This window comes from Sulfitobacter noctilucicola, from assembly GCF_000622385.1.
Taxonomy (GTDB): domain Bacteria; phylum Pseudomonadota; class Alphaproteobacteria; order Rhodobacterales; family Rhodobacteraceae; genus Sulfitobacter; species Sulfitobacter noctilucicola.
This window is the reverse complement of the sequence record NZ_JASD01000008.1, coordinates 1,483,116-1,501,981: the sequence shown is the minus strand read 5'-3', so window position 1 is coordinate 1,501,981 and position 18,866 is coordinate 1,483,116. Positions and strand designations below refer to the sequence as shown.

The 18,866-nt window shown below is 57.3% G+C and carries 17 protein-coding genes; 9 read left to right on the top strand and 8 right to left on the bottom strand.

What is annotated here, in order from left to right:
* Positions 1-141: 141 nt before the first annotated feature.
* Both Z946_RS0111090 and Z946_RS0111085 read right to left on the bottom strand, forming a co-directional pair.
* Complete coding sequence (locus Z946_RS0111090; RefSeq protein ID WP_025055805.1) at positions 142-1,293, bottom strand: lytic murein transglycosylase; 1,152 nt, start codon at positions 1,291-1,293, stop codon at positions 142-144.
* A 122-nt stretch (positions 1,294-1,415) separates the two neighbouring features.
* Positions 1,416-1,886: a CreA family protein gene (locus tag Z946_RS0111085; RefSeq protein WP_025055804.1), complete on the bottom strand. Its 471-nt coding sequence runs from the start codon at positions 1,884-1,886 to the stop codon at positions 1,416-1,418.
* 107 nt (positions 1,887-1,993) lie between these two features.
* On the opposite strand from Z946_RS0111085, the gene Z946_RS0111080 reads away from it, so the two are divergent.
* Together Z946_RS0111080 and Z946_RS0111075 are read left to right on the top strand one after the other, a co-directional pair.
* Positions 1,994-3,229, top strand: coding sequence for a putative DNA modification/repair radical SAM protein (locus tag Z946_RS0111080; RefSeq protein ID WP_025055803.1), 1,236 nt, complete (start codon positions 1,994-1,996; stop codon positions 3,227-3,229).
* Positions 3,229-4,668 (top strand): UdgX family uracil-DNA binding protein, encoded by a 1,440-nt coding sequence (locus tag Z946_RS0111075; RefSeq protein ID WP_025055802.1) that lies wholly within the window; start codon positions 3,229-3,231, stop codon positions 4,666-4,668. Before Z946_RS0111080 ends, Z946_RS0111075 begins: the two co-directional genes overlap by 1 nt.
* On the opposite strand, the gene Z946_RS0111070 is transcribed toward Z946_RS0111075, so the two are convergent.
* The 3 genes from Z946_RS0111070 to Z946_RS0111060 form a co-directional block, all read right to left on the bottom strand.
* Positions 4,656-6,695 carry a TRAP transporter permease gene (locus Z946_RS0111070; protein ID WP_025055801.1) on the bottom strand — a complete coding sequence of 680 codons (2,040 nt, stop codon included), beginning with the start codon at positions 6,693-6,695 and terminating at the stop codon, positions 4,656-4,658. The two genes, Z946_RS0111075 and Z946_RS0111070, sit on opposite strands and share 13 nt — an antisense overlap.
* A gap of 63 nt (positions 6,696-6,758) precedes the next feature.
* Positions 6,759-7,763 (bottom strand): TAXI family TRAP transporter solute-binding subunit, encoded by a 1,005-nt coding sequence (locus Z946_RS0111065; protein WP_025055800.1) that lies wholly within the window; start codon positions 7,761-7,763, stop codon positions 6,759-6,761.
* Positions 7,764-7,859: 96 nt separating this feature from the next.
* Positions 7,860-8,732, bottom strand: coding sequence for a MurR/RpiR family transcriptional regulator (locus Z946_RS0111060; protein WP_025055799.1), 873 nt, complete (start codon positions 8,730-8,732; stop codon positions 7,860-7,862).
* A 118-nt stretch (positions 8,733-8,850) separates the two neighbouring features.
* Between Z946_RS0111060 and Z946_RS0111055 the strand changes: the two genes are divergently transcribed.
* The 7 genes from Z946_RS0111055 (at position 8,851) to Z946_RS0111025 (ending at position 16,550) form a co-directional block, all read left to right on the top strand.
* The gene (locus Z946_RS0111055) at positions 8,851-9,624 is read left to right on the top strand and encodes an N-formylglutamate amidohydrolase (RefSeq protein WP_025055798.1); all 774 of its coding nucleotides are present in this window, start codon (positions 8,851-8,853) and stop codon (positions 9,622-9,624) included.
* The gene (locus Z946_RS0111050; RefSeq protein ID WP_025055797.1) at positions 9,612-10,181 is read left to right on the top strand and encodes a TRAP transporter small permease subunit; all 570 of its coding nucleotides are present in this window, start codon (positions 9,612-9,614) and stop codon (positions 10,179-10,181) included. Before Z946_RS0111055 ends, Z946_RS0111050 begins: the two co-directional genes overlap by 13 nt.
* Positions 10,181-11,506, top strand: coding sequence for a TRAP transporter large permease (locus Z946_RS0111045; RefSeq protein ID WP_025055796.1), 1,326 nt, complete (start codon positions 10,181-10,183; stop codon positions 11,504-11,506). Before Z946_RS0111050 ends, Z946_RS0111045 begins: the two co-directional genes overlap by 1 nt.
* 47 nt (positions 11,507-11,553) lie before the next feature.
* Positions 11,554-12,591 (top strand): TRAP transporter substrate-binding protein, encoded by a 1,038-nt coding sequence (locus Z946_RS0111040; protein ID WP_025055795.1) that lies wholly within the window; start codon positions 11,554-11,556, stop codon positions 12,589-12,591.
* Positions 12,592-12,660: 69 nt separating this feature from the next.
* Positions 12,661-14,025 carry a glutamine synthetase family protein gene (locus Z946_RS0111035; RefSeq protein ID WP_025055794.1) on the top strand — a complete coding sequence of 455 codons (1,365 nt, stop codon included), beginning with the start codon at positions 12,661-12,663 and terminating at the stop codon, positions 14,023-14,025.
* A 4-nt stretch (positions 14,026-14,029) separates the two neighbouring features.
* The gene (locus Z946_RS0111030; RefSeq protein ID WP_025055793.1) at positions 14,030-15,400 is read left to right on the top strand and encodes an aldehyde dehydrogenase family protein; all 1,371 of its coding nucleotides are present in this window, start codon (positions 14,030-14,032) and stop codon (positions 15,398-15,400) included.
* Between the two features lie 4 nt (positions 15,401-15,404).
* On the top strand, positions 15,405-16,550 hold the full coding sequence (locus Z946_RS0111025) for an iron-containing alcohol dehydrogenase (RefSeq protein WP_025055792.1): 1,146 nt from the start codon (positions 15,405-15,407) through the stop codon (positions 16,548-16,550).
* 17 nt (positions 16,551-16,567) lie between these two features.
* On the opposite strand, the gene Z946_RS0111020 is transcribed toward Z946_RS0111025, so the two are convergent.
* The 3 genes from Z946_RS0111020 to Z946_RS0111010 form a co-directional block, all read right to left on the bottom strand.
* The gene (locus Z946_RS0111020; protein WP_025055791.1) at positions 16,568-17,560 is read right to left on the bottom strand and encodes an aldo/keto reductase; all 993 of its coding nucleotides are present in this window, start codon (positions 17,558-17,560) and stop codon (positions 16,568-16,570) included.
* Between the two features lie 97 nt (positions 17,561-17,657).
* On the bottom strand, positions 17,658-18,065 hold the full coding sequence (locus tag Z946_RS0111015) for a thioredoxin family protein (protein ID WP_025055790.1): 408 nt from the start codon (positions 18,063-18,065) through the stop codon (positions 17,658-17,660).
* A gap of 18 nt (positions 18,066-18,083) precedes the next feature.
* The gene (locus tag Z946_RS0111010; protein WP_025055789.1) at positions 18,084-18,797 is read right to left on the bottom strand and encodes a cytochrome c biogenesis CcdA family protein; all 714 of its coding nucleotides are present in this window, start codon (positions 18,795-18,797) and stop codon (positions 18,084-18,086) included.
* Positions 18,798-18,866: the final 69 nt, after the last annotated feature.

Here is an 18,866-nt window from a genome sequence, read left to right as displayed (position 1 = left end):
TGGACGACTTTGACCAATAGCGAAAGAGGCGCGCCATCAAGCCCGCGTCTTTCGTAGAAATTGTTACGCTCACGTCACAGGTATTGATAAGGCAATTTAGGAAGCGACAGATTTGCTCTTAACCTACGCCCCCCCCTGCCCTTAACCAAGTGACCGCAACAACGCCTGTGACGGATCGCCGGTGGGCGACTGGCCAATGCTTGACTGATATGCGCTGATTGCCGCACGGCTGTTTGGACCGACAACGCCATCTGTACCGCCTGTGTCGAAACCCCGCGCCGTAAGGCGCTCTTGCAAGCGGACGCGGTCATCCTTGGTCAGCCCGTATTTGTCAGGCGGAAAGCTGGCGCGGATCGGGCCCCCGCCGGCGATGCGGTCAGACAGGTGGCCCACGCCAATCGCGTAGCTGTCCGAGTTGTTATAGCGTTTGATCACGTTGAAATTCGACGTGACGGAGAAGCGCGGCCCGCCCGGTTGGGGCTGGATCGTGCGGCCCTGTGGCGCGCCGTTGCCGACTTCGCCGCCCCATTTCCGACCGCGCGTCCAACCGTTCCGTGACAGATAGGCCGCTGTTGAGGCCAGCGAGTCTGCGGGATCGTCAGACCAGATGTCACGGCGCCCGTCCCCGTTAAAATCAACCGCAAAGGCTTGGTAAGAGGTCGGGATGAACTGGGTATGACCCATAGCGCCCGCCCACGATCCTTTAAGGCCGGAAGCAGAAATATCACCGGACTGCAAAATCTTGAGCGCCGCGATCAGTTGTTTTTCGAAGAAGGCACCGCGCCGCCCATCAAAGGCCAGCGTTGAGGTCGCGGAAACGACAGGCACATTTCCGCGCCGCTCGCCATAAAAGCTCTCTAACCCCCAAACGGCTGTAACAACCTCAGCGGCAACACCATATCGCGCCTCGACCGCGGCAAGGGTGCTGCGGTGCCGTGCGAATGCAGCGCGCCCCTTTGATACGCGTTCATCCGAGGCCGCGATGGCGAGGTAATCTTCGAGCGTGCGGGAAAACTCGGTCTGGTTGCGGTCGCGTTTGACGACGCCGGGCAGGAACCCTGCACCGCGAAATCCGGCGTCCAGTGTGGCATTTGAAATGCCTTGCGCGGCCGCCCTGCTTCGGAATGCTGCAACCCATCGATCATACGCCGCATTAGGGATAGGCCGTAGATCGGCGGGCAAGCCTCCGCTTGCTGCGTTCGAGCGCGGGCCCAGTGCACCACCGGTGCCACCACAGGCGGCAAGACCGAAAGCGCCCAGCCCGAGAAGGGTCGTTCTTCGTGTGAGGTTCATCTGCTCTGATCCTTTTTTGTCAAACACTAGCCCATGAAAAAGCCCGCGCAAAGCGGGCTTTCAATGGTTCAAGTGCCATCGGCGGATTTCTGGCACCAATATGTCCGGACGAGTGATCGATATCAGTCAGCAGCAGAGTAGAGCGGAACCGTGGACATCGACATTTTGGCTGATCCGTTCTGCACATCCCGCGCATGGCTGATGTAGATCAGCGTATTGTTGGCCTCATCGAATATTCGCTTAACCCGCAGGGTTTTGAAAATGATCGAACGTCTTTCGCTGAATACGTTTTCTCCCTCGTCGCTCCGGTCAATGTCGCCAACCGAAATTGGACCGGTCTGCCGGCAAGAGATTGACGAATTCGACGGATCTTCAAACCAATTGCCCTTTTGCAAGCGATCAATCAGACCCCGTTCGAAATAGGCCAGATGGCAAGTCACGCCCTCCACTTCCGGGTCCTGCACCGCTTCGATCACAATGTCATTGCCAAGCCAGTCCACATCGACGTTGCCGACCGTGTCCGACACAGCGAAAGATGGTGTGAGAAAGCAAAAGGTTAAAGCGGCACCAAGGTGCTTTGGAAAAATATTCATGTTGGCAAACGCGCAATGACGCGATTGGTTCCAGCTAAGTTGCGCCAAATTGTCCATTCTTACAGAGGCCACTTGCAGCTGATGCATACGGAACATATCATGAACACATGGGTAAAATGAATCTCCAAGAAAAGCTGGCGTTGCTCAGTGATGCCGCAAAATACGACGCCTCCTGCGCATCCTCTGGCACATCCAAGCGAAGCAGCGCGGATGGCAAGGGGTTGGGCAGCACGGAAGGGTCGGGCATCTGTCATGCCTACGCGCCTGACGGGCGCTGTATCTCGCTGTTAAAAATCCTGATGACCAACTTTTGCATCTACGATTGCGCCTATTGCATCAACCGTGTGTCATCCAATGTAGAGCGCGCGCGGTTCACGGTGGAAGAAGTCGTTCACCTGACGACGGAGTTTTACCGCCGCAATTATATTGAGGGTCTGTTCCTGTCTTCGGGGATCATTAAATCGCCGGATGATACCATGGCCGATATGGTGCGCATTGCCCGTACCTTGCGGCATGAACATAACTTTCGCGGATACATCCACCTCAAAACAATTCCCGATGCGTCGCCTGCGCTGATTGAGGAAGCAGGCATGCTGGCGGACCGTTTGTCGATGAACATCGAACTGCCAACTGACGCGGGCATCAAGACCTATGCGCCAGAAAAAAACCCGGACGAGATCAGACGCGCGATGGGCAATGTGCGCCTGCGCAAGGAAGAACTGAAGAAGCCCACGCACACAGGCCGAAAGGCCCCGAAATTTGCGCCTGCCGGTCAATCCACGCAGTTAATCGTAGGTGCCGACGGCGCAAATGACCGCACAATTTTACAAAGCTCTACGCGGCTTTACTCGTCCTACAAGCTCAAGCGGGTGTATTATTCCGCGTTTTCGCCCATCCCCGACAGCACCGCGAAACTGCCGCTTATCAAGCCGCCGTTGATCCGTGAGCACCGCCTTTATCAGGCGGATTGGCTACTGCGGTTCTACGGATTTGAAGCAGAAGAGATCGCACCTGATTTCGGCACTGGGATGCTTGATCTGGAAGTTGATCCAAAACTCGCTTGGGCTTTGGCAAACCGCCACGCTTTTCCGGTTGATGTAAACCGTGCCCCACGCGACATGCTGCTGCGTGTACCGGGGTTCGGGACGAAATCCGTGGGCCGTATCCTGTCCGCGCGTAGGAACGGCGCTTTGGGATATGACGATCTGCGGCGCATCGGGGCATCGGTTCGCAAGGCGAAACCCTTCATCGTGGCGCGTGACTGGCAGCCCGGATCGCTTACTGATGCGGCGAACCTGCGCGCGCGATTTGCGCCGCCTGCGGAACAGCTACAGCTCATCTGATGTACCGCGTTGATCTACCCCGTTTGGGAACATTTGACGTCTGGCGTGACGCGGCGCGCAGGCTGGCGGCGCATGATGTGCCGCCCGACCGCATTGAATGGCAGATGGAAGACGCCGAGGTATCGTTGTTCAGCGCTGATGATCCCTTGCCCGACGGGTATCCGCGCAATGTGACAGTGCCAAAGGCGTTTCCCGCTTTGGCGAAACAGCTTTGCGCCAGTCGCGCGGCGGGAAGCTTTGATCTGGCGTACCGGTTGCTGTTGAGAGTAAACGACACACCACACCTACTGACCAACCGCGCGGATGCGGAGGTGGACCGCGCCGAGGGATTGGCCAAGAACATCCGCAGGGATATGCACAAGATGAAAGCGTTTGTCCGCTTTCGCGAGGCCACGCCGGAAGGGTCGAACCGCCGCAAATTCATTTCGTGGTTTGAACCCGATCACCGTATCGAGGAGCTGATCGCGGGTTTCTTCACACGCCGCTTCGGTGACATGGATTGGGTAATCGTAACGCCCGAGGTGACAACACAATTCGAGAATGGTGAACTTACCCAGCAGGCGATCGCACGCGACCGGCTTGATCTGAGCGATGAGACGGAAGAGCTGTGGAAGACCTATTACGCAAACATCTTCAATCCGGCGCGGTTGAAAGTGAAAGCGATGCAGTCGGAGATGCCCAAGAAGTACTGGAAGAACCTGCCGGAGGCCGCGCTGATCCCCGGGTTAATTGCTGAGGCAGAAGCAAAGGTGCGCGTCATGCAGGCGACTGCGCCGACGCTACCACCCGTTCGGGCGCAACGTGTGCTGGACCGGTTGCAAATGGCGGTGCCACAGATAGCCAAAGGTACATTCGACGAAATGCGGCACGCCTTGAAGGGCTGTGCACGATGTCCGCTGGCCGGGCCGGCCACACAGGTGGTTCCTGGCGAAGGGCCCGAACAGGCCGATTTGATGATCGTCGGAGAGCAGCCGGGCGATCGGGAAGACCTCGAAGGGCGTCCGTTTGTGGGACCGGCAGGGCAGATGTTTGACCGGCTTGCGCAAGAGGCAGGGCTGGATCGGCAAGCCGCTTATGTGACCAACGCGGTGAAGCACTTTAAATTTCAGGTGCGGGGCAAGCGGCGTATTCACGCAAGTCCGTCGAGTGACGAGATCAGCCATTGTCGCTGGTGGCTAAGCAAAGAGATTGCGCTCGTACAGCCCAAGATGATCGTGGCCTTGGGCGCTACGGCCGCGCGCGCGCTTACCGGAAATGGCAAAGGAATTTTGAAGCGCGCCGGCACAATTGAACAAGGCCTTGATGGCGTGCCTGTCTATGTCACACTGCATCCGTCTGCTTTGTTGCGCCCACCCGACAAGGCGGTTGGTGCTGCGCAGACGGATGCGGTGCGCGGGCATCTGGCAGAGGTCGCGTCGATGATGGCTCAGGCGGCCTGAGCCGCCGCCCGTCTGTCACGCAGTTGCAAGAGCACAAGCGGCACGATCAGCAACAATCCGAGCGTCATCGTTAAAAGCCCCGGTGCCACGAAAAGCAGTGACACCAAACCGATATACCAACGCTGCCAGCCTTTGAGGTGGGTGAGCAGGTAGCCTGAAAATGCTGCCCCCAAGAGGCCAATGCCGATCACAGCACCCGTCAGCGTGATGACAAAAGCGGACCAGGTGAAGCCGTCGGCCACCAGCAAAAGCGAGGGTGAGTAGACAAAAATGAAAGGCACCAGCGCTTTGGCAATGCCGAGGCGAAAGGCCGTGTTACCGGTCTTGAACGGATTGGACCCTGCGATGCCCGCCGCGGCATAGGCCGCAAGGGCAACGGGCGGCGTGATGTCTGCGAGAACACCGTAGTAGAAAACGAAAAAGTGCGAAACGAGCGGCTGCACCTGAAGCTGTGCCAGCGCGGGTGCGGCAACCGCCACAAGGATGATATAAGTGGCCGTGGTCGGAATGCCCGCACCCATCAGGATGCATGCAATGGCGATCAGCAGCAACGAAAAGAACAAGGCCCATTGCGCCACGGAGAAGAAGCTGAAGGGCCAGATGCCACCAAAAAAGGTGCCGATGTCGTTGGCCGTTTGCACGACAACATAGCCAAGGCGGAAACCCACCCCTGTAAGTGTCACAACCCCGACAACCACACCGACTGTTGCCGCTGCCGCCCCGACTGCGAGGGTCGAACGGGAACCGTCCGCAAGGGCGTTCCAGAAGCTACGCAGGTTCAAACGGTAATCAGGGTTGGGGTTAAGAAAACCGACGACCACACAGGCCGTGATGCCCCAGACTGCCGCGTAATCCGGCGTGCGCCCTGACAGGATCAGATAGACCAGCACGGCCAGCGGCACGATCGCCGCCCAATGCGCCCGCAGGACTTGCAGAACTTGCGGCAACTCAGCGCGGGACAGACCACGCAGTCCAAGCTTTTTGGCCTCAAGATGCACCATCGTCAGAACACCGAAGTAGTGCAGCAAGGCGGGAAAGAGCGCGGCGGCAAGGACATCGCGCAAGGGAATTTCAAGATATTCGACCATGATGAAGGCAGCAGCGCCAAGGATAGGCGGAGTGATCTGGCCACCTGTTGACGCAGTGGCTTCGACCGCGCCTGCGAAGTGGGGCGGATAGCCGATGCGTTTCATCGCTGGAATAGTCAACGAACCGGTTGTGACGGTGTTGGCAATAGAGGAACCCGAGATCGTGCCCATGAAAGCAGAAGAGAAAATCGCGACCTTCGCGGGGCCTCCGGCATAGCGCCCCGCCATTGCCATCGCGAGATCGATGAAGAGCTGACCCAACCCGATGCGCATGGCGAGCACACCAAAAAGCACGAAGAGAAACACGTATTTCGCCATGACGCCCAGCGCGATGCCATAGATGCCCTGATTAGTCATATAAAGATGATTGATAAGCCCGGTCCAGCTTGCGCCGCCATGTTTTAAAGCGCCAGGCATGATCGGGCCAAAAAGGGCGAAACCGATGAACAGGCAGGCGATGAAAGGGAGTGTCCAACCGACGGACCGGCGGGTGGCCTCAAGCACGAGAAGCAACAAGGCGGTGCCCATGAAGACGTCGAAAGGCGCGGGGTTCCCCACGCGTTGTGCTGTGATCTGTGGCGGCAGCAGCGGCAGGTAAAGCGCAGCGGTGACACCGAGCGCGGCCAGAACGATGTCGAAGATCGGCACACCATCAAAGCGCCACCAAGCCTTCGGTGCGACCTCTGGCGTCAGCGACCTGCGCCATGAGAACAGAAGGAAAATAAGGCCCAGCATGAAGGCCAGAAAAATACCACGGTGCAACAGTTCGCGGATAAGTCCAAAACCGGACGCATAATATTGGTAGAACGCAAGCGCGACCAGCGGGATGGAAATGACCACAGCCATGATCGGACCCGCCGTGCGAAACGCCAGTTCGGGGTCATACTTGCGCTCTATCGCTTCAAGTTCGGCTTGGCTGAGAGTGCTCTGATCGGTCATGGGTCCGCCTTTTAGTCGCAAAAAGGGCCACCTTTGAAAGGCGGCCCGATGCTTAAGTTAGATTTAGTCCAGAAGGCCCGCTTCTTTGTAGAAACGCTCTGCTCCCGGATGCAACGGAACACCGACACCCGCCAAAGCGGATTCCTTGGTAATCGATGCGCCTTTTGCATGACCCACATCCAAAAGCGTGCGTGTTTCGTCATTCCAGAGCGCTTTGGTGATATTGTAAATCAGCTCTTCGTCCTCGGACGCATTGGTGTACCACTGCGCGCCCACGGCGACAGTGGCGGCTGCCGCAACACCTTCATAAGCCCCTTCAGGAACCTCGGAGGATGCGAAGAAACCGTATTCAGACGTGAGTTTATCCACGCCTTCGCCCTCAATCGGGACCAGTTTCATATCCGCAGCAGAGGCAAGCTCAACCAACGCACCGGTTGGATAGCCCGCCACGATAAAGAGCGCGTCAACCTGACCGTTGCGCAGCGCATCCGTGGCATCGCTGCCTTTGAGGTTCTCTTCCGTGATGTCATCCAGACCCAGACCAAAGGCACCGAGGATCAGTTGTGCATCAACATAGGTGCCGGAACCGGGCTCATCGACAGACACACGTTTGCCCGCAAGATCCGCAACACCGTTGATGCCCGAACCTTCAAGCGCGACGAGGTGGATATGTTCCTGAAACAACGCAGCAATGGTTCGCAGGTCGGTGGCCGCTGGCTGGCCCTCTTGCGTCCCGGTACCGGTGTAGGCCCAATAGGCAACGTCAGACTGCGCAAAGCCTGAGTTGCGCAAGCCGGACATGATGGCGTTGATATTATCGACCGATCCGCGCGACGACACAGCAGAGGCAATCAAACCGTCCACACCACAGCTGCCGCCCTGCCCGCATTCGCGAGAACCCGGCGGTTTCGAAATCGCGTTCGCGATTACACCGCCCACCGGATAATAAGTAAACGACGTACCGCCTGTGCCGATGGTAAAGAACGTCAGCTCTTGGGCAGAGGGCGCGGAGGCAAGCCCCGTCGCCAACAAAACCGCGAGAGCGGTTGATTTCAGTTTGTGCAGCATGTGGTTTCTCCCGTTGGTTGTTTATCTTTTTTGTCGGCGCAGCCTGCTCTCAAAACATCATTCTTGCAAGAGTTGTGCGCCGGGCAGCGGAGGCAATCAGGTGAATTTGCGGAACAAGCGGGTCTGGTCGAACATATCTTCCAGCTCTTCCATCCGCTCTTTGGTTTCCTCCCAATGCAAATTCTGCACGGCCGCGATCATTGTTTCGACCAACAGCATGGTGGTTGCGGCGCTGTCCCATGCCGATGGAACAACGATCCGGCTGGAAAAACTGTGGGTCGCGAGTTGGTGCACCGGGCTGCGCCATTGGTCAGTAAACAGAATGATCTTTGCCCCGCGTGCGTGCGCCATTTCAGCCAGTTTAAGCGTGTTGTTCTCGTATCGTCGCACATCGAAGATGATAAAGACGTCGCCCTCTTGCGCGTTCAGCAGGTAATGCGGCCATGAGTTGGATGTTGATTGTACATGGGTCAGGTTGGGACGGATCACCTGCATGTGCAAAAAGAGATACTCGGCCAGCGTGTGGGTAATCCGCCCGCCAACGATATAGAGATGCCGGTCCGTGTCGCCTGCCAGATCGCAAGAGGCGTCGAATGCTATCGGATCAATTTGACCCAGCGTGTGCCGGATATTGTCGATTACCGCCTCGGTAAAGCGATTAAGCATATGGCCCGACGGTGCCGCCTCTGCCCATGTGTCGTGTTTGGCGATTGGATTTTTGGCTTTGGCGCGCAACTCCTCGCGCAGCTCTGCCTGAAATTCCGGATACCCTTTATAGCCAAGTTTTTGCACCATGCGCGCGACTGTTGGCACGGAAACATCCGCGTCTTTTGCAAGGGCTGTCAGTGGCCCAAGACCCGATGCCGGATAATTCTCAAGGATCGAAAGGGCCAACTGTCGCTCGGCGCGGGTCAGGTCATCCAGCTTGTGCTGGATCCGGTCCGAGATGGTGAGCATTTCTTCAGACATCTGATGCCTCCGCCATTTGCTTATAAATTTATCAAGGTCGCGCGAGGTGTGATAAATATTTCACAATTCTGTTGACAGTTGCCCCCTATGGCAAGACCTTTGTGCACAAGGGGCCGATATGAATCAGTTAAACCAGCAAACATCAGACGAAGTGGTCGAGGTGATAAACCCCGGCGGCGCTGGCTCTGTCGTGCTGGTTTGTGAGCACGCAAGCCCGTTTATCCCACCGGAATTCAACAACCTCGGGCTGGACGCTGACGCGCTGAACAGTCACGCGGCGTGGGATCCGGGTGCACTTGCGGTGGCTCGGATCATGGCGACAGAACTGGATGCGGTACTTGTGGCTTCGCGTGTGTCCAGACTGGTTTATGACTGCAACCGCCCACCGGAAGCCGCAGGTGCGATGCCTGCACAGAGCGAGATTTTCGCCATTCCGGGCAATGCGGATGTGTCTTTGGCCGAGCGGACCGACCGTACCGCGTCTTACTATAAGCCTTTCCGTGCAGCAGTAGCCAAGGCGATATCAGCGCGGCCTGATGGGACCCTAGTAACGATCCACAGCTTTACGCCTGTCTACCATGGCAAGCGGCGGGATGTTGAAATTGGCATCTTGCATGACAGCGACACAAGGTTGGCGGATGCAATGCTGGAAAGTGCAGCGGAGCACAGTGTGCATAACGTGCAGCGCAACGCGCCCTACGGACCGGAAGATGGTGTTACCCATACATTGAAAGAACATGGTCTACGTAACATGCGCCCCAATGTGATGATCGAAGTGCGCAATGATCTGCTGCTGGATCAGCAATCACAACAACAGATCGCGCTGGAGCTTTCGGGCTGGGTGGCCGCTGCGGTGGCACAGCTTGAGAAGGCGACATCATGCTCGGATTGATGCGCGGGTATATCAACGGCGTGGACGCGGTGAACCGCCGTGTGGGGCGCATCGCGATGTACGGCATTTTTGCGCTGATGGGGGTGCTTTTGTGGTCCTCGATCAGCAAGACATTCTTTGTCCCGACGCTGTGGACGCTGGAAATGGCGCAGTTTGTGATGGTCGGCTACTATGTTCTTGGCGGGCCGTATTCGATCCAGCTGGGGTCGAACGTGCGCATGGACTTGCTCTATGGCGACTGGTCGATTGAGCGCAAAGCGTGGTTCGATTTGCTGACCGTATGCTTCTTGATCTTCTATCTGTGCGTGCTGCTTTACGGCGCGGTGAGTTCTACCGCCTATTCATTAGGCTATTGGAAGTCCGAGCCATTTTCCTTCCTGTTCGGGGTTATCACGGGATCGGAAGAGATCGGCACGATGGAACGGTCAAACTCCGCTTGGCGGCCCTATCTTTGGCCCATCAAGGTTGTGATGATCCTCGGTTTTTTCCTGATGCTGCTGCAATGCGTATCGGAGTTGTTTAAAGACGTGTTGCGATTGAAGGGTGAACCTGTCTGATGCCCTATGAATTAATCGCTACACTGATGTTCTCGACGATGATGCTGATGCTGCTCACGGGCCAGCGGGTATTTGGTGCAATCGGCTTTGTCGCTGTTGTTGCAGCGTTGCTACTTTGGGGGGACCGGGGTGGCTTTGACATCGGGTTTGCCGCCGCGATGAAGCTGATGAAGTGGTATCCGCTGCTTACGCTGCCCATGTTCATTTTCATGGGCTACGTGCTGTCGGAATCCAAAATCGCGGATGATCTTTACAAGATGTTCCACGTCTGGATGGGTGGCCTGCGCGGTGGACTGGCCATCGGGACGATTGGCCTGATGGTGCTGATTTCCGCAATGAACGGCCTAAGCGTGGCAGGTATGGCGATTGGTGCGACCATCGCGCTGCCGGAGCTGTTGAAGCGCGGGTATGACAAGCGGATGGTGACGGGGGTCATCCAGGCGGGATCATCGCTTGGCATCCTTGTGCCGCCTTCGGTCGTCCTTGTTCTTTACGCGATGATCGCACGTCAGCCGGTGGGACAGTTGTGGCTCGCAGGTGTGGTGCCGGGTCTGATGATGGCCGCAATGTTCATCGCTTATATCGCCATCCGGTGTCGGCTGAACCCGTCCTTGGGGCCTGTATTACCACCCGAAGACCGCGACATCCCGCGTGCCGAAAAACTGCGGTTGCTGTGGGCAGGTGTGCTGCCGCTGGGTATTTTTGCGGTGATGATGGTGCCGTTTGTGAATGGCTGGACATCGCTGGTCGAAAGCTCTGCCATTGGTGCGATTGCGGCATTCCTTGCTGCTGTGCTCAAGGGCCGGATGACCCGCGAAGTATTCGAAAATTCCGTGCGCAATACGCTGGGCATCACCTGTATGTTCATGTGGATCATTCTTGCCGCCCTCGCTTTCGGCGCGGTGTTTGACGGTCTGGGTGCGGTCAAGGCGATTGAAAACCTGTTCACAGAGCGGCTGAACCTGAACCCTTGGGTGATCCTGATCTTGATGCAGCTTTCATTTATCATCATGGGCACCTTTCTGGATGATACAGCGATGCTGGTCATCGTCGCACCTTTGTATGTGCCACTGGTCGGAGCGTTGGGGTTTGACCTCATCTGGTACGGCATCCTTTACACGATCACCTGTCAGATTGCTTATATGACGCCGCCCTTCGGCTATAACCTGTTCCTCATGCGGGCGATGGCCCCGCCGGAAATCTCGATTCAGGACATCTACCGCTCAATCGGACCGTTTGTCGCCGTGATGGTATTTGCCCTGATCACAGTCATGGTCTTTCCGCAGATCGCACTTTGGCTGCCGACACTTATTTACGGGAATTAACCATAAGAACTCCGTTAACGGAGCTCAATTTCAACAAGGAGAACGACATGACAACCAGACGTAACTTCATCCGCAATGCGGGTCTTGCCGGTGCCGCGACGCTTGCCGCGCCCTCAATCGCACGTGCACAGGAAGCCATCAAATGGCGTTTCCAGACCTATGCCGGTTCAGCTTTGGGTGAGCATGTAACAAAGCCGGTCATCGACTACATCAACACCGCGGCAAACGGCGAGTTGGAGATCGAGCTGTTTTATGCAGACCAGATCGTGCCAACAGGCGAGTTGTTTCAGGCATTGCAGCGCGGCACCATTGACGGCGTGCATTCCGACGACGATTCCATGGCATCACCCACGCCGTTGCAGCAGTTCGGCGGGTATTTCCCGTTCGCGACCAAGCACATCCTCGACGTGCCTGTGTTGTTCAACCAGTACGGTTTGAAACAAATCTGGGAAGAAGAATACGCGAAGGTCGGCGTTAAATGGCTGTCCGCGGCGGGTCAGGACCCTTGCAACTTCAACACCACAAAGGAGATCACTTCGGTTGCCGATCTGGATGGTCTGAAACTCTATACCTTCCCCACCGCCGGTCGCTTTTTGTCGAAGTTCGGTGTCGTGCCGGTGAACATCCCTTACGAGGATGCCGAAGTTGCTGTGCAGACGGGCGAGCTTGACGGTATGGCGTGGTCGGGCATCACCGAAGACTACACCGTGGGCTGGGCCGATGTGACCGATTACTTCCTGACCAACAACATCTCGGGCGCATGGATCGGATCATGGTTCGTCAACGAAGAGCGTTGGGCAGACCTGCCAGAGCACCTCAAAGCGATCGTTATGGCGGGCACCGAGGCTGGCCACACCTATCGTAACCAGTGGTATTGGGGCGGTGAAGCCGCACTGCGTGCAAACGGTGACAAACTGCAACTACGCTCTGTCCCTGCCGGCGAATGGGCCGAAGTCGAAAACGCGGCCAAGGAGTTCTGGGAAGAAGTGGCGCAGGAAGGTGAAGTACACCAGAAGATCGTCAACATCTTCAAAGAGTACAACGGCGTAATCAACCAAGCCGGTGCCCCTTACAACTTCGAGTAAATTGCGCGAAGACAATCTTGAGGCGTCCCTTTGTTCAGGGGCGCCTTGCCAACACAAAGGATGCCTCCGATGACCGCGAATATGACTTTTGATGCTTTGAAAGAAGCTGTGAAATCCGGCGAGATCGACACCGTTCTGGCCTGCTTTGTGGACATGCAGGGCCGCCTGATGGGCAAGCGGTTTCATGCCGTGAATTTCGTAGAGACATCGTTCAAGGAAACGCACTGCTGCAACTATCTGCTGGCAACCGATCTGGAGATGGCAACGCCTGATGGCTATGCATCCACATCGTGGGAGACGGGTTACGGCGATTACATCATGGCCCCCGATCTGAGCACGATCCGCCCTATGCCGTGGCTGGAAGGCACTGCGATGGTGCTTTGCGACATACTGGACCACCACACGCACGCGCCTGTGCCGCACGATCCACGCGCCATGTTGAAAAAGCAGGTCAAACGGCTCAAAGCGCTCGGCTTTGACGCGATGATGGCAACGGAGCTGGAGTTTTTTCTGTTCGAGAAAAGCTTTGAGGAAATCCGCAAAGGCGGCTTTCAGGACCTCACGCCAATCAGTGGCTATAACGAGGATTATCACATTCTGCAGACTTCCAAGGAAGAGCACGTGATGCGGCCAATCCGCAATCATTTGTTCGCGGCCGGTCTGCCCATCGAGAATACCAAAGGCGAAGCGGAGGCGGGGCAGGAAGAGCTGAACATCCGCTACGCAGATGCGTTGGACTGCGCTGACCATCACACAATCGCAAAGCACGCGATCAAGGAAATCGCATGGCAGCAAGGCCATGCCGCGTCGTTCCTGCCCAAGTGGCACAAGGACCGTGTTGGCAGTTCCTCTCACGTGCACCAGTCGCTTTGGAAAGACGGCCAGCCTGCGTTCTATGACAAGAGTGCCAAGCTGGGCATGTCCAAGCTGATGGAACACTATATGGCGGGTCTGATCGCCTATGCGCCTGATTACACCTTCTTTCTCGCGCCCTATATCAACAGCTACAAGCGGTTTGCCAAAGGCACCTTTGCACCGACAAAAACCGTCTGGTCCGTGGATAACCGTACCGCTGGCTTCCGCCTTTGTGGCGACGGCACCAAAGGCGTCCGCGTCGAGTGCCGTATCGGCGGGTCCGACCTGAACCCCTATCTGGCGCAGGCCGCGATGCTTGCCGCAGGTATCAAGGGAATCGAAGACAAGATGACGCTGGCACCGGCGACAACCGGTGATGTCTATGAAGACGCGAAAGCAGCGGATATTCCGCAGACTTTGCGTGCAGCGACCGAAACCTTGCGGAATTCCGCGTTCTTGCGCGACGCATTCGGCGAGGAAGTTATCACCCACTACACGCGCTGTGCTGAGTGGGAGCAGGAAGAATTTGACCGCGTTGTAACCGATTGGGAAATCGCACGCGGCTTTGAAAGGGCTTGAACAAATGATCAGATGTGTCTCTCCCATTGACGGGTCCGTCTATGCCGAACGCACACCATTAAGTGGTGCTGAGGCCCGCGCCGCAGTCGATACGGCCCGTACTGCGCAGCCAGCCTGGGCTGGTTTGACCGTAGCAGAGCGGGCGGAGCTGGTGATGGCCGGTGTCGCTAATGTTGGCAAAATGAACGATGAAATCGTGCCAGAGATCGCACACCAGATGGGCCGCCCCGTCCGCTATGGCGGTGAATTTGGCGGGTTTAACGAGCGTGCCACGTACATGGCGCAAATCGCGCAGGACGCGCTGGCCGATCTGGTCATCGAAGATAGCGGCAATTTTCGCCGTGTGATCAAGCGGGTGCCCCATGGTGTAGTGCTTGTCGTGGCCCCGTGGAACTACCCTTACATGACGGCAATCAATACTGTCGCCCCCGCCCTGATTGCGGGCAATACCGTGATGCTGAAGCACGCAAGCCAGACGCCGCTTGTGGGCGAGCGAATGGCGCAGGCGTTTTATGAGGCGGGCGTGCCGGAGGACGTATTCCAAAACGTGTTTCTGGATCACCAGACCACCTCTGATCTGATCGCGGCAAAATCGTTTGGCTTTGTAAACTTCACCGGTTCGGTGAGCGGCGGCAAAGTCATTGAGGCAGCGGCAGCAGGCACCTTTACGGGTCTTGGGCTTGAGCTCGGCGGCAAAGACCCCGGCTATGTCTGCGACGACGCTGATATTGATGCCGCGGTCGATACATTGATCGACGGTGCGATGTTCAACTCCGGTCAGTGCTGCTGCGGGATCGAACGGATTTATGTGGCAGAGCAGCATTTCGACGCCTTTGTCGAAAAAGCAGTCGCGATTGTCAGCGCTTACAAGCTGGGCAATCCGCTGGAGGAAGAAACGACACTGGGCCCAATGGCGCAGGTGCGTTTTGCGGATGCGGTGCGCAAACAAACCGCTGATGCAATCGCAGCAGGTGCCACGGCCCACATCGATCCGGCGCTCTTTCCGCAAGACGGGGGAGCATACCTTATGCCGCAGATCCTTACAGGTGTGACGCACGATATGGATGTGATGCGCGAGGAAAGCTTTGGTCCTGTTGTCGGCATCATGCCCGTCAAGGATGATGCAGAGGCCATCGCGCTGATGAACGACAGCGATTACGGGCTGACCGCCTCTGTCTGGACCTCAGACAGCAAACGTGCCGAAGCGATTGGGGACCAGATCGAGACAGGGACAGTGTTCCAGAACCGTGCGGATTACCTTGATCCCGGTCTGTGCTGGACCGGATGCAAGGACACTGGGCGCGGGGGCGGATTGTCTGTCATCGGGTATCACAACCTGACCCGCCCGAAATCATATCACCTCAAGAAAGCCTGATCTCATGAACCTCACTGCAAACTGGTCCTATCCTACCGCGATCCGTTTTGGCGCGGGCCGTATCTCTGAAATCGCGGATGCCTGTGCTGTTGCCGGCATCAAAAGGCCGCTGCTGGTCACAGATCGCGGTTTGGCGGGAATGGAGATCACCACCCGCACGCTCGATCTGTTGGAAGCTGCCGGTCTTGGCCGTGCGATGTTTTCGGACGTCGACCCGAACCCGAATGAAAAGAATGCCGAAGCCGGTGTGAAAGCCTACCGCGATGGCGGGCATGACGGTGTTGTGGCCTTTGGTGGCGGCTCCGGTCTGGACCTTGGAAAGCTGGTGGCGTTTCAGGCGGGCCAGACGCGGCCGATGTGGGATTTTGAGGATATCGGCGACTGGTGGACCCGTGCGGATGCGGACGCGATCGCGCCCATCGTCGCCGTTCCAACAACTGCTGGCACCGGCTCCGAAGTGGGCCGTGCATCCGTGATTACGAATTCCGAGACTCAAGAAAAGAAGATCATCTTTCACCCGAAATTCCTGCCGACGGTTGTGATTTGCGATCCCGAGCTGACGGTTGGCATGCCCGGATTCATCACGGCAGGCACTGGGCTGGATGCGTTCGCGCATTGTGTGGAGGCTTATTGCTCGCCGCATTATCACCCGATGAGCCAAGGCATGGCGCTTGAAGGCATGCGTTTGGTCAAGGAGTACCTGCCCCGCGCCTATGCAGACGGCACAGACATTGAGGCGCGTGCGCATATGATGTCGGCCGCAATCATGGGGGCAACAGCCTTCCAAAAGGGTCTGGGGGCCATTCATGCGCTTTCGCACCCCATTGGGGCCATCTATCACACCCACCACGGCACCACGAATGCAGTCTGCATGCCCGCAGTGTTGCAGTTCAACAAGCCCGAGATTGAAACCCGCATGGATCAGGCTGCCGCCTACCTCGGGATTTCGGGCGGCTTCGACGGGTTCTGCACCTTCGTCGATGACCTGAACGCGTCAATGGGTATTCCGACCAGGCTTTCGGAACTGGGTGTTGAAAATGCCGATGTTGACCGTCTGGTCGCGGATGCGTTGAAAGACCCAAGCACAGGTGGCAATCCGGTCAAAATGACCGAGGAAAACACCCGAGCTTTGTTGATGCAAATTCTCTAACGCGTTGGAGCGGTTCCCTAGCAGTACCGCTCCGGCCCTTCCCATTGTGCGGCTGTATAGCGGTCGCCATGCGCCCAGCCCACAGGCAGTGCCTGTTCGATGCGGGCCAAGTCTTCTCCGCTCAATTCAATCTGGGTGCCACGCACCAGCTCTGACAGGTGATCAAGGTTTTTGGTCCCCGGGATCGGCAGCACATGGTCCCCTTTGGCGATCAGCCACGCGATGGCGAGTGCGGCAGCAGGTTCACCCATATCGGCGGCAAGGGCGCGAAATCTGTCTGTCGCTTCGATATTCGCGTCATAATTCGGCTGCATGAAGCGCGGATTGGATTTCGTGAAAGCCATCGACTGCCCGTGTTCATAGGTAAACGGCGCATCTGTCAGGAAGGCGCGACCCACCGGTGAGAATGCGACAAGCGTGGTCCCCATTTCGGCACAGGCCTGCGTAAGCCCCAATTCCGGCGCGCGGGTGGATAGGGAATATTCCGATTGAACGGCAGCGATGGGACACTCGGTAAAGGCACGGCGTAGGGTGGTTGGCGCAACCTCGGACAAGCCAACGCTGCGCGTTTTGCCCGCGTCGATCAGGCGCTTGAGCGTACCTGCCACGTCTTCGATGCTGTGGGCGCGATCAAAGCGGTGGATGTAGAACAGATCAACATGATCGACGCCCAACCGCTTGAGGCTCTCATCGAGGCACGCCTCGAGATAATCCGCATCGTTTTTGAAACGCCTCTCCGCTTCGCCTGTGATCCCTGCCTTGGTCGCCAGCACCATTTCGTTGCGCGCACCGCGATTGGCGGCGAACCAACTGCCGATGATCTCCTCCGACCGGCCATTCCCATAGACGTTAGATGTGTCGATATGGCTGACTTCGGTAGCCCGGCACGCGTCGAGCACGGCATGGCTGTCGTTCTCTGACGCGTTCCCGTAGATGCCTGCAAAAGACATCGCACCAATGCCGAACTGAGAGACTTGGGGGCCGTCAGGACCAAGCTTGATCATCTTCATTTGTTGTCTTCCCTGCTTGGTTGCACATCTCAGACCGCAGGAAAGCAGGCAAAACTGTCAGGCGCAAGTGGCGCGCCCGACAACTCGTGCGTTGAGATCAAAGGCCGGTATCAAGCAGTCCTTTGATATCCTTCTCAGAGGTGCCTGCCACGATGCGCCCCAGCTCATCCTCGCCCCGCAGTACGATCAGGGTAGAGCGGCGGGGGATTTCGCGGAATACGGTGACATCGGCATTTTTGTAGGTGTCCCAATCCACCTTCACGAATGTCATCGCCTTGTCATAGGCGGGGTCAGCAGAGCGCAAGGATTCGATCACGCGTTCCTGACGCTTGCAGGTGCCGCACCATGTGGCGGAGTAGTCAACAAAGACGGTTTTTCCTTCAGCCAAAGCGGCCTCGATCACGCCGGGTGTATACTCGACATAGTCAGCGGCGAAGGCAAAGCGTGGCAACATCGCAGCAGAGGCAGCCGCAGCGGCAGTAACGATAAAGGTACGACGGTTCATAAGGTGTCTCCTTGAGGATTAGAGGGCGACCGAGAGGTCTTGCAGCCAGATCGGCATGACATCCAGCGCCCAGCTTTCGATGATGTGGTGCAGTTGGAAATAGAGCATCAGACCCACAGCGATGAAGGTCACGCCGAGGATCGGTTTGGATTTTTCAGCCAGTGTGCGCAGCATCTGGGCGCGGGTGCGGATCGCCTCACGTGCACCAAGACCAAGGCCGAGGATGAGCGTCGAAACCCCCATGGCAAAGAACACCATTATAAGAGTGACATAGCCCAGATTATCCCCCTGAGAGGCAAGTGCTATGGCACCGCCCAGCGTTGGGCCAATGCAAGGAGACCAGACAGCCCCCAGAAGCAGGCCACCTGTGAACTGACCCTTGAGGCCCGAAGCGTCCATCTGGTTCATTTGCATGTCAGCGCCCGATGCGACGCCAGCTGTCGCCATCTCGAAGCGGCGCGAGAACATCGGCACGACAAGGATCAGCCCGAAGAGGATCATCAGTACGGCACCGATCTGCGCCAGACGGTCTTGGGTCAGACCAATGGTGGAGCCGAATGCGGTGACGAGCACGCCAAAAGTGACAAAGGACACGCTCATCCCCGCGGCAAGGGCAACAGGGCCCCAACGGGTCGCGTTCAACGCCGAGACAAGTACGATCGGCAAAACCGGAAGAACGCAGGGGTTAATCAGCGTGAGCAAACCGGCGAGATATGCGAATACAAATTCCATAACTGTGATGTGACGCGCAAATGTCGGCATGGCAAATGAAAGATACTCACCGAACCGTCACATTAGCGC

Bases quoted from the DNA above. Each gene is read 5' to 3' on its own strand.
- Z946_RS0111090 (WP_025055805.1), bottom strand. From the start codon at position 1,293: ATGAACCTCACACGAAGAACGACCCTTCTCGGGCTGGGCGCTTTCGGT.
- Z946_RS0111085 (WP_025055804.1), bottom strand. From the start codon at position 1,886: ATGAATATTTTTCCAAAGCACCTTGGTGCCGCTTTAACCTTTTGCTTT.
- Z946_RS0111080 (WP_025055803.1), top strand. From the start codon at position 1,994: ATGGGTAAAATGAATCTCCAAGAAAAGCTGGCGTTGCTCAGTGATGCC.
- Z946_RS0111075 (WP_025055802.1), top strand. From the start codon at position 3,229: ATGTACCGCGTTGATCTACCCCGTTTGGGAACATTTGACGTCTGGCGT.
- Z946_RS0111070 (WP_025055801.1), bottom strand. From the start codon at position 6,695: ATGACCGATCAGAGCACTCTCAGCCAAGCCGAACTTGAAGCGATAGAG.
- Z946_RS0111065 (WP_025055800.1), bottom strand. From the start codon at position 7,763: ATGCTGCACAAACTGAAATCAACCGCTCTCGCGGTTTTGTTGGCGACG.
- Z946_RS0111060 (WP_025055799.1), bottom strand. From the start codon at position 8,732: ATGTCTGAAGAAATGCTCACCATCTCGGACCGGATCCAGCACAAGCTG.
- Z946_RS0111055 (WP_025055798.1), top strand. From the start codon at position 8,851: ATGAATCAGTTAAACCAGCAAACATCAGACGAAGTGGTCGAGGTGATA.
- Z946_RS0111050 (WP_025055797.1), top strand. From the start codon at position 9,612: ATGCTCGGATTGATGCGCGGGTATATCAACGGCGTGGACGCGGTGAAC.
- Z946_RS0111045 (WP_025055796.1), top strand. From the start codon at position 10,181: ATGCCCTATGAATTAATCGCTACACTGATGTTCTCGACGATGATGCTG.
- Z946_RS0111040 (WP_025055795.1), top strand. From the start codon at position 11,554: ATGACAACCAGACGTAACTTCATCCGCAATGCGGGTCTTGCCGGTGCC.
- Z946_RS0111035 (WP_025055794.1), top strand. From the start codon at position 12,661: ATGACCGCGAATATGACTTTTGATGCTTTGAAAGAAGCTGTGAAATCC.
- Z946_RS0111030 (WP_025055793.1), top strand. From the start codon at position 14,030: ATGATCAGATGTGTCTCTCCCATTGACGGGTCCGTCTATGCCGAACGC.
- Z946_RS0111025 (WP_025055792.1), top strand. From the start codon at position 15,405: ATGAACCTCACTGCAAACTGGTCCTATCCTACCGCGATCCGTTTTGGC.
- Z946_RS0111020 (WP_025055791.1), bottom strand. From the start codon at position 17,560: ATGAAGATGATCAAGCTTGGTCCTGACGGCCCCCAAGTCTCTCAGTTC.
- Z946_RS0111015 (WP_025055790.1), bottom strand. From the start codon at position 18,065: ATGAACCGTCGTACCTTTATCGTTACTGCCGCTGCGGCTGCCTCTGCT.
- Z946_RS0111010 (WP_025055789.1), bottom strand. From the start codon at position 18,797: ATGGAATTTGTATTCGCATATCTCGCCGGTTTGCTCACGCTGATTAAC.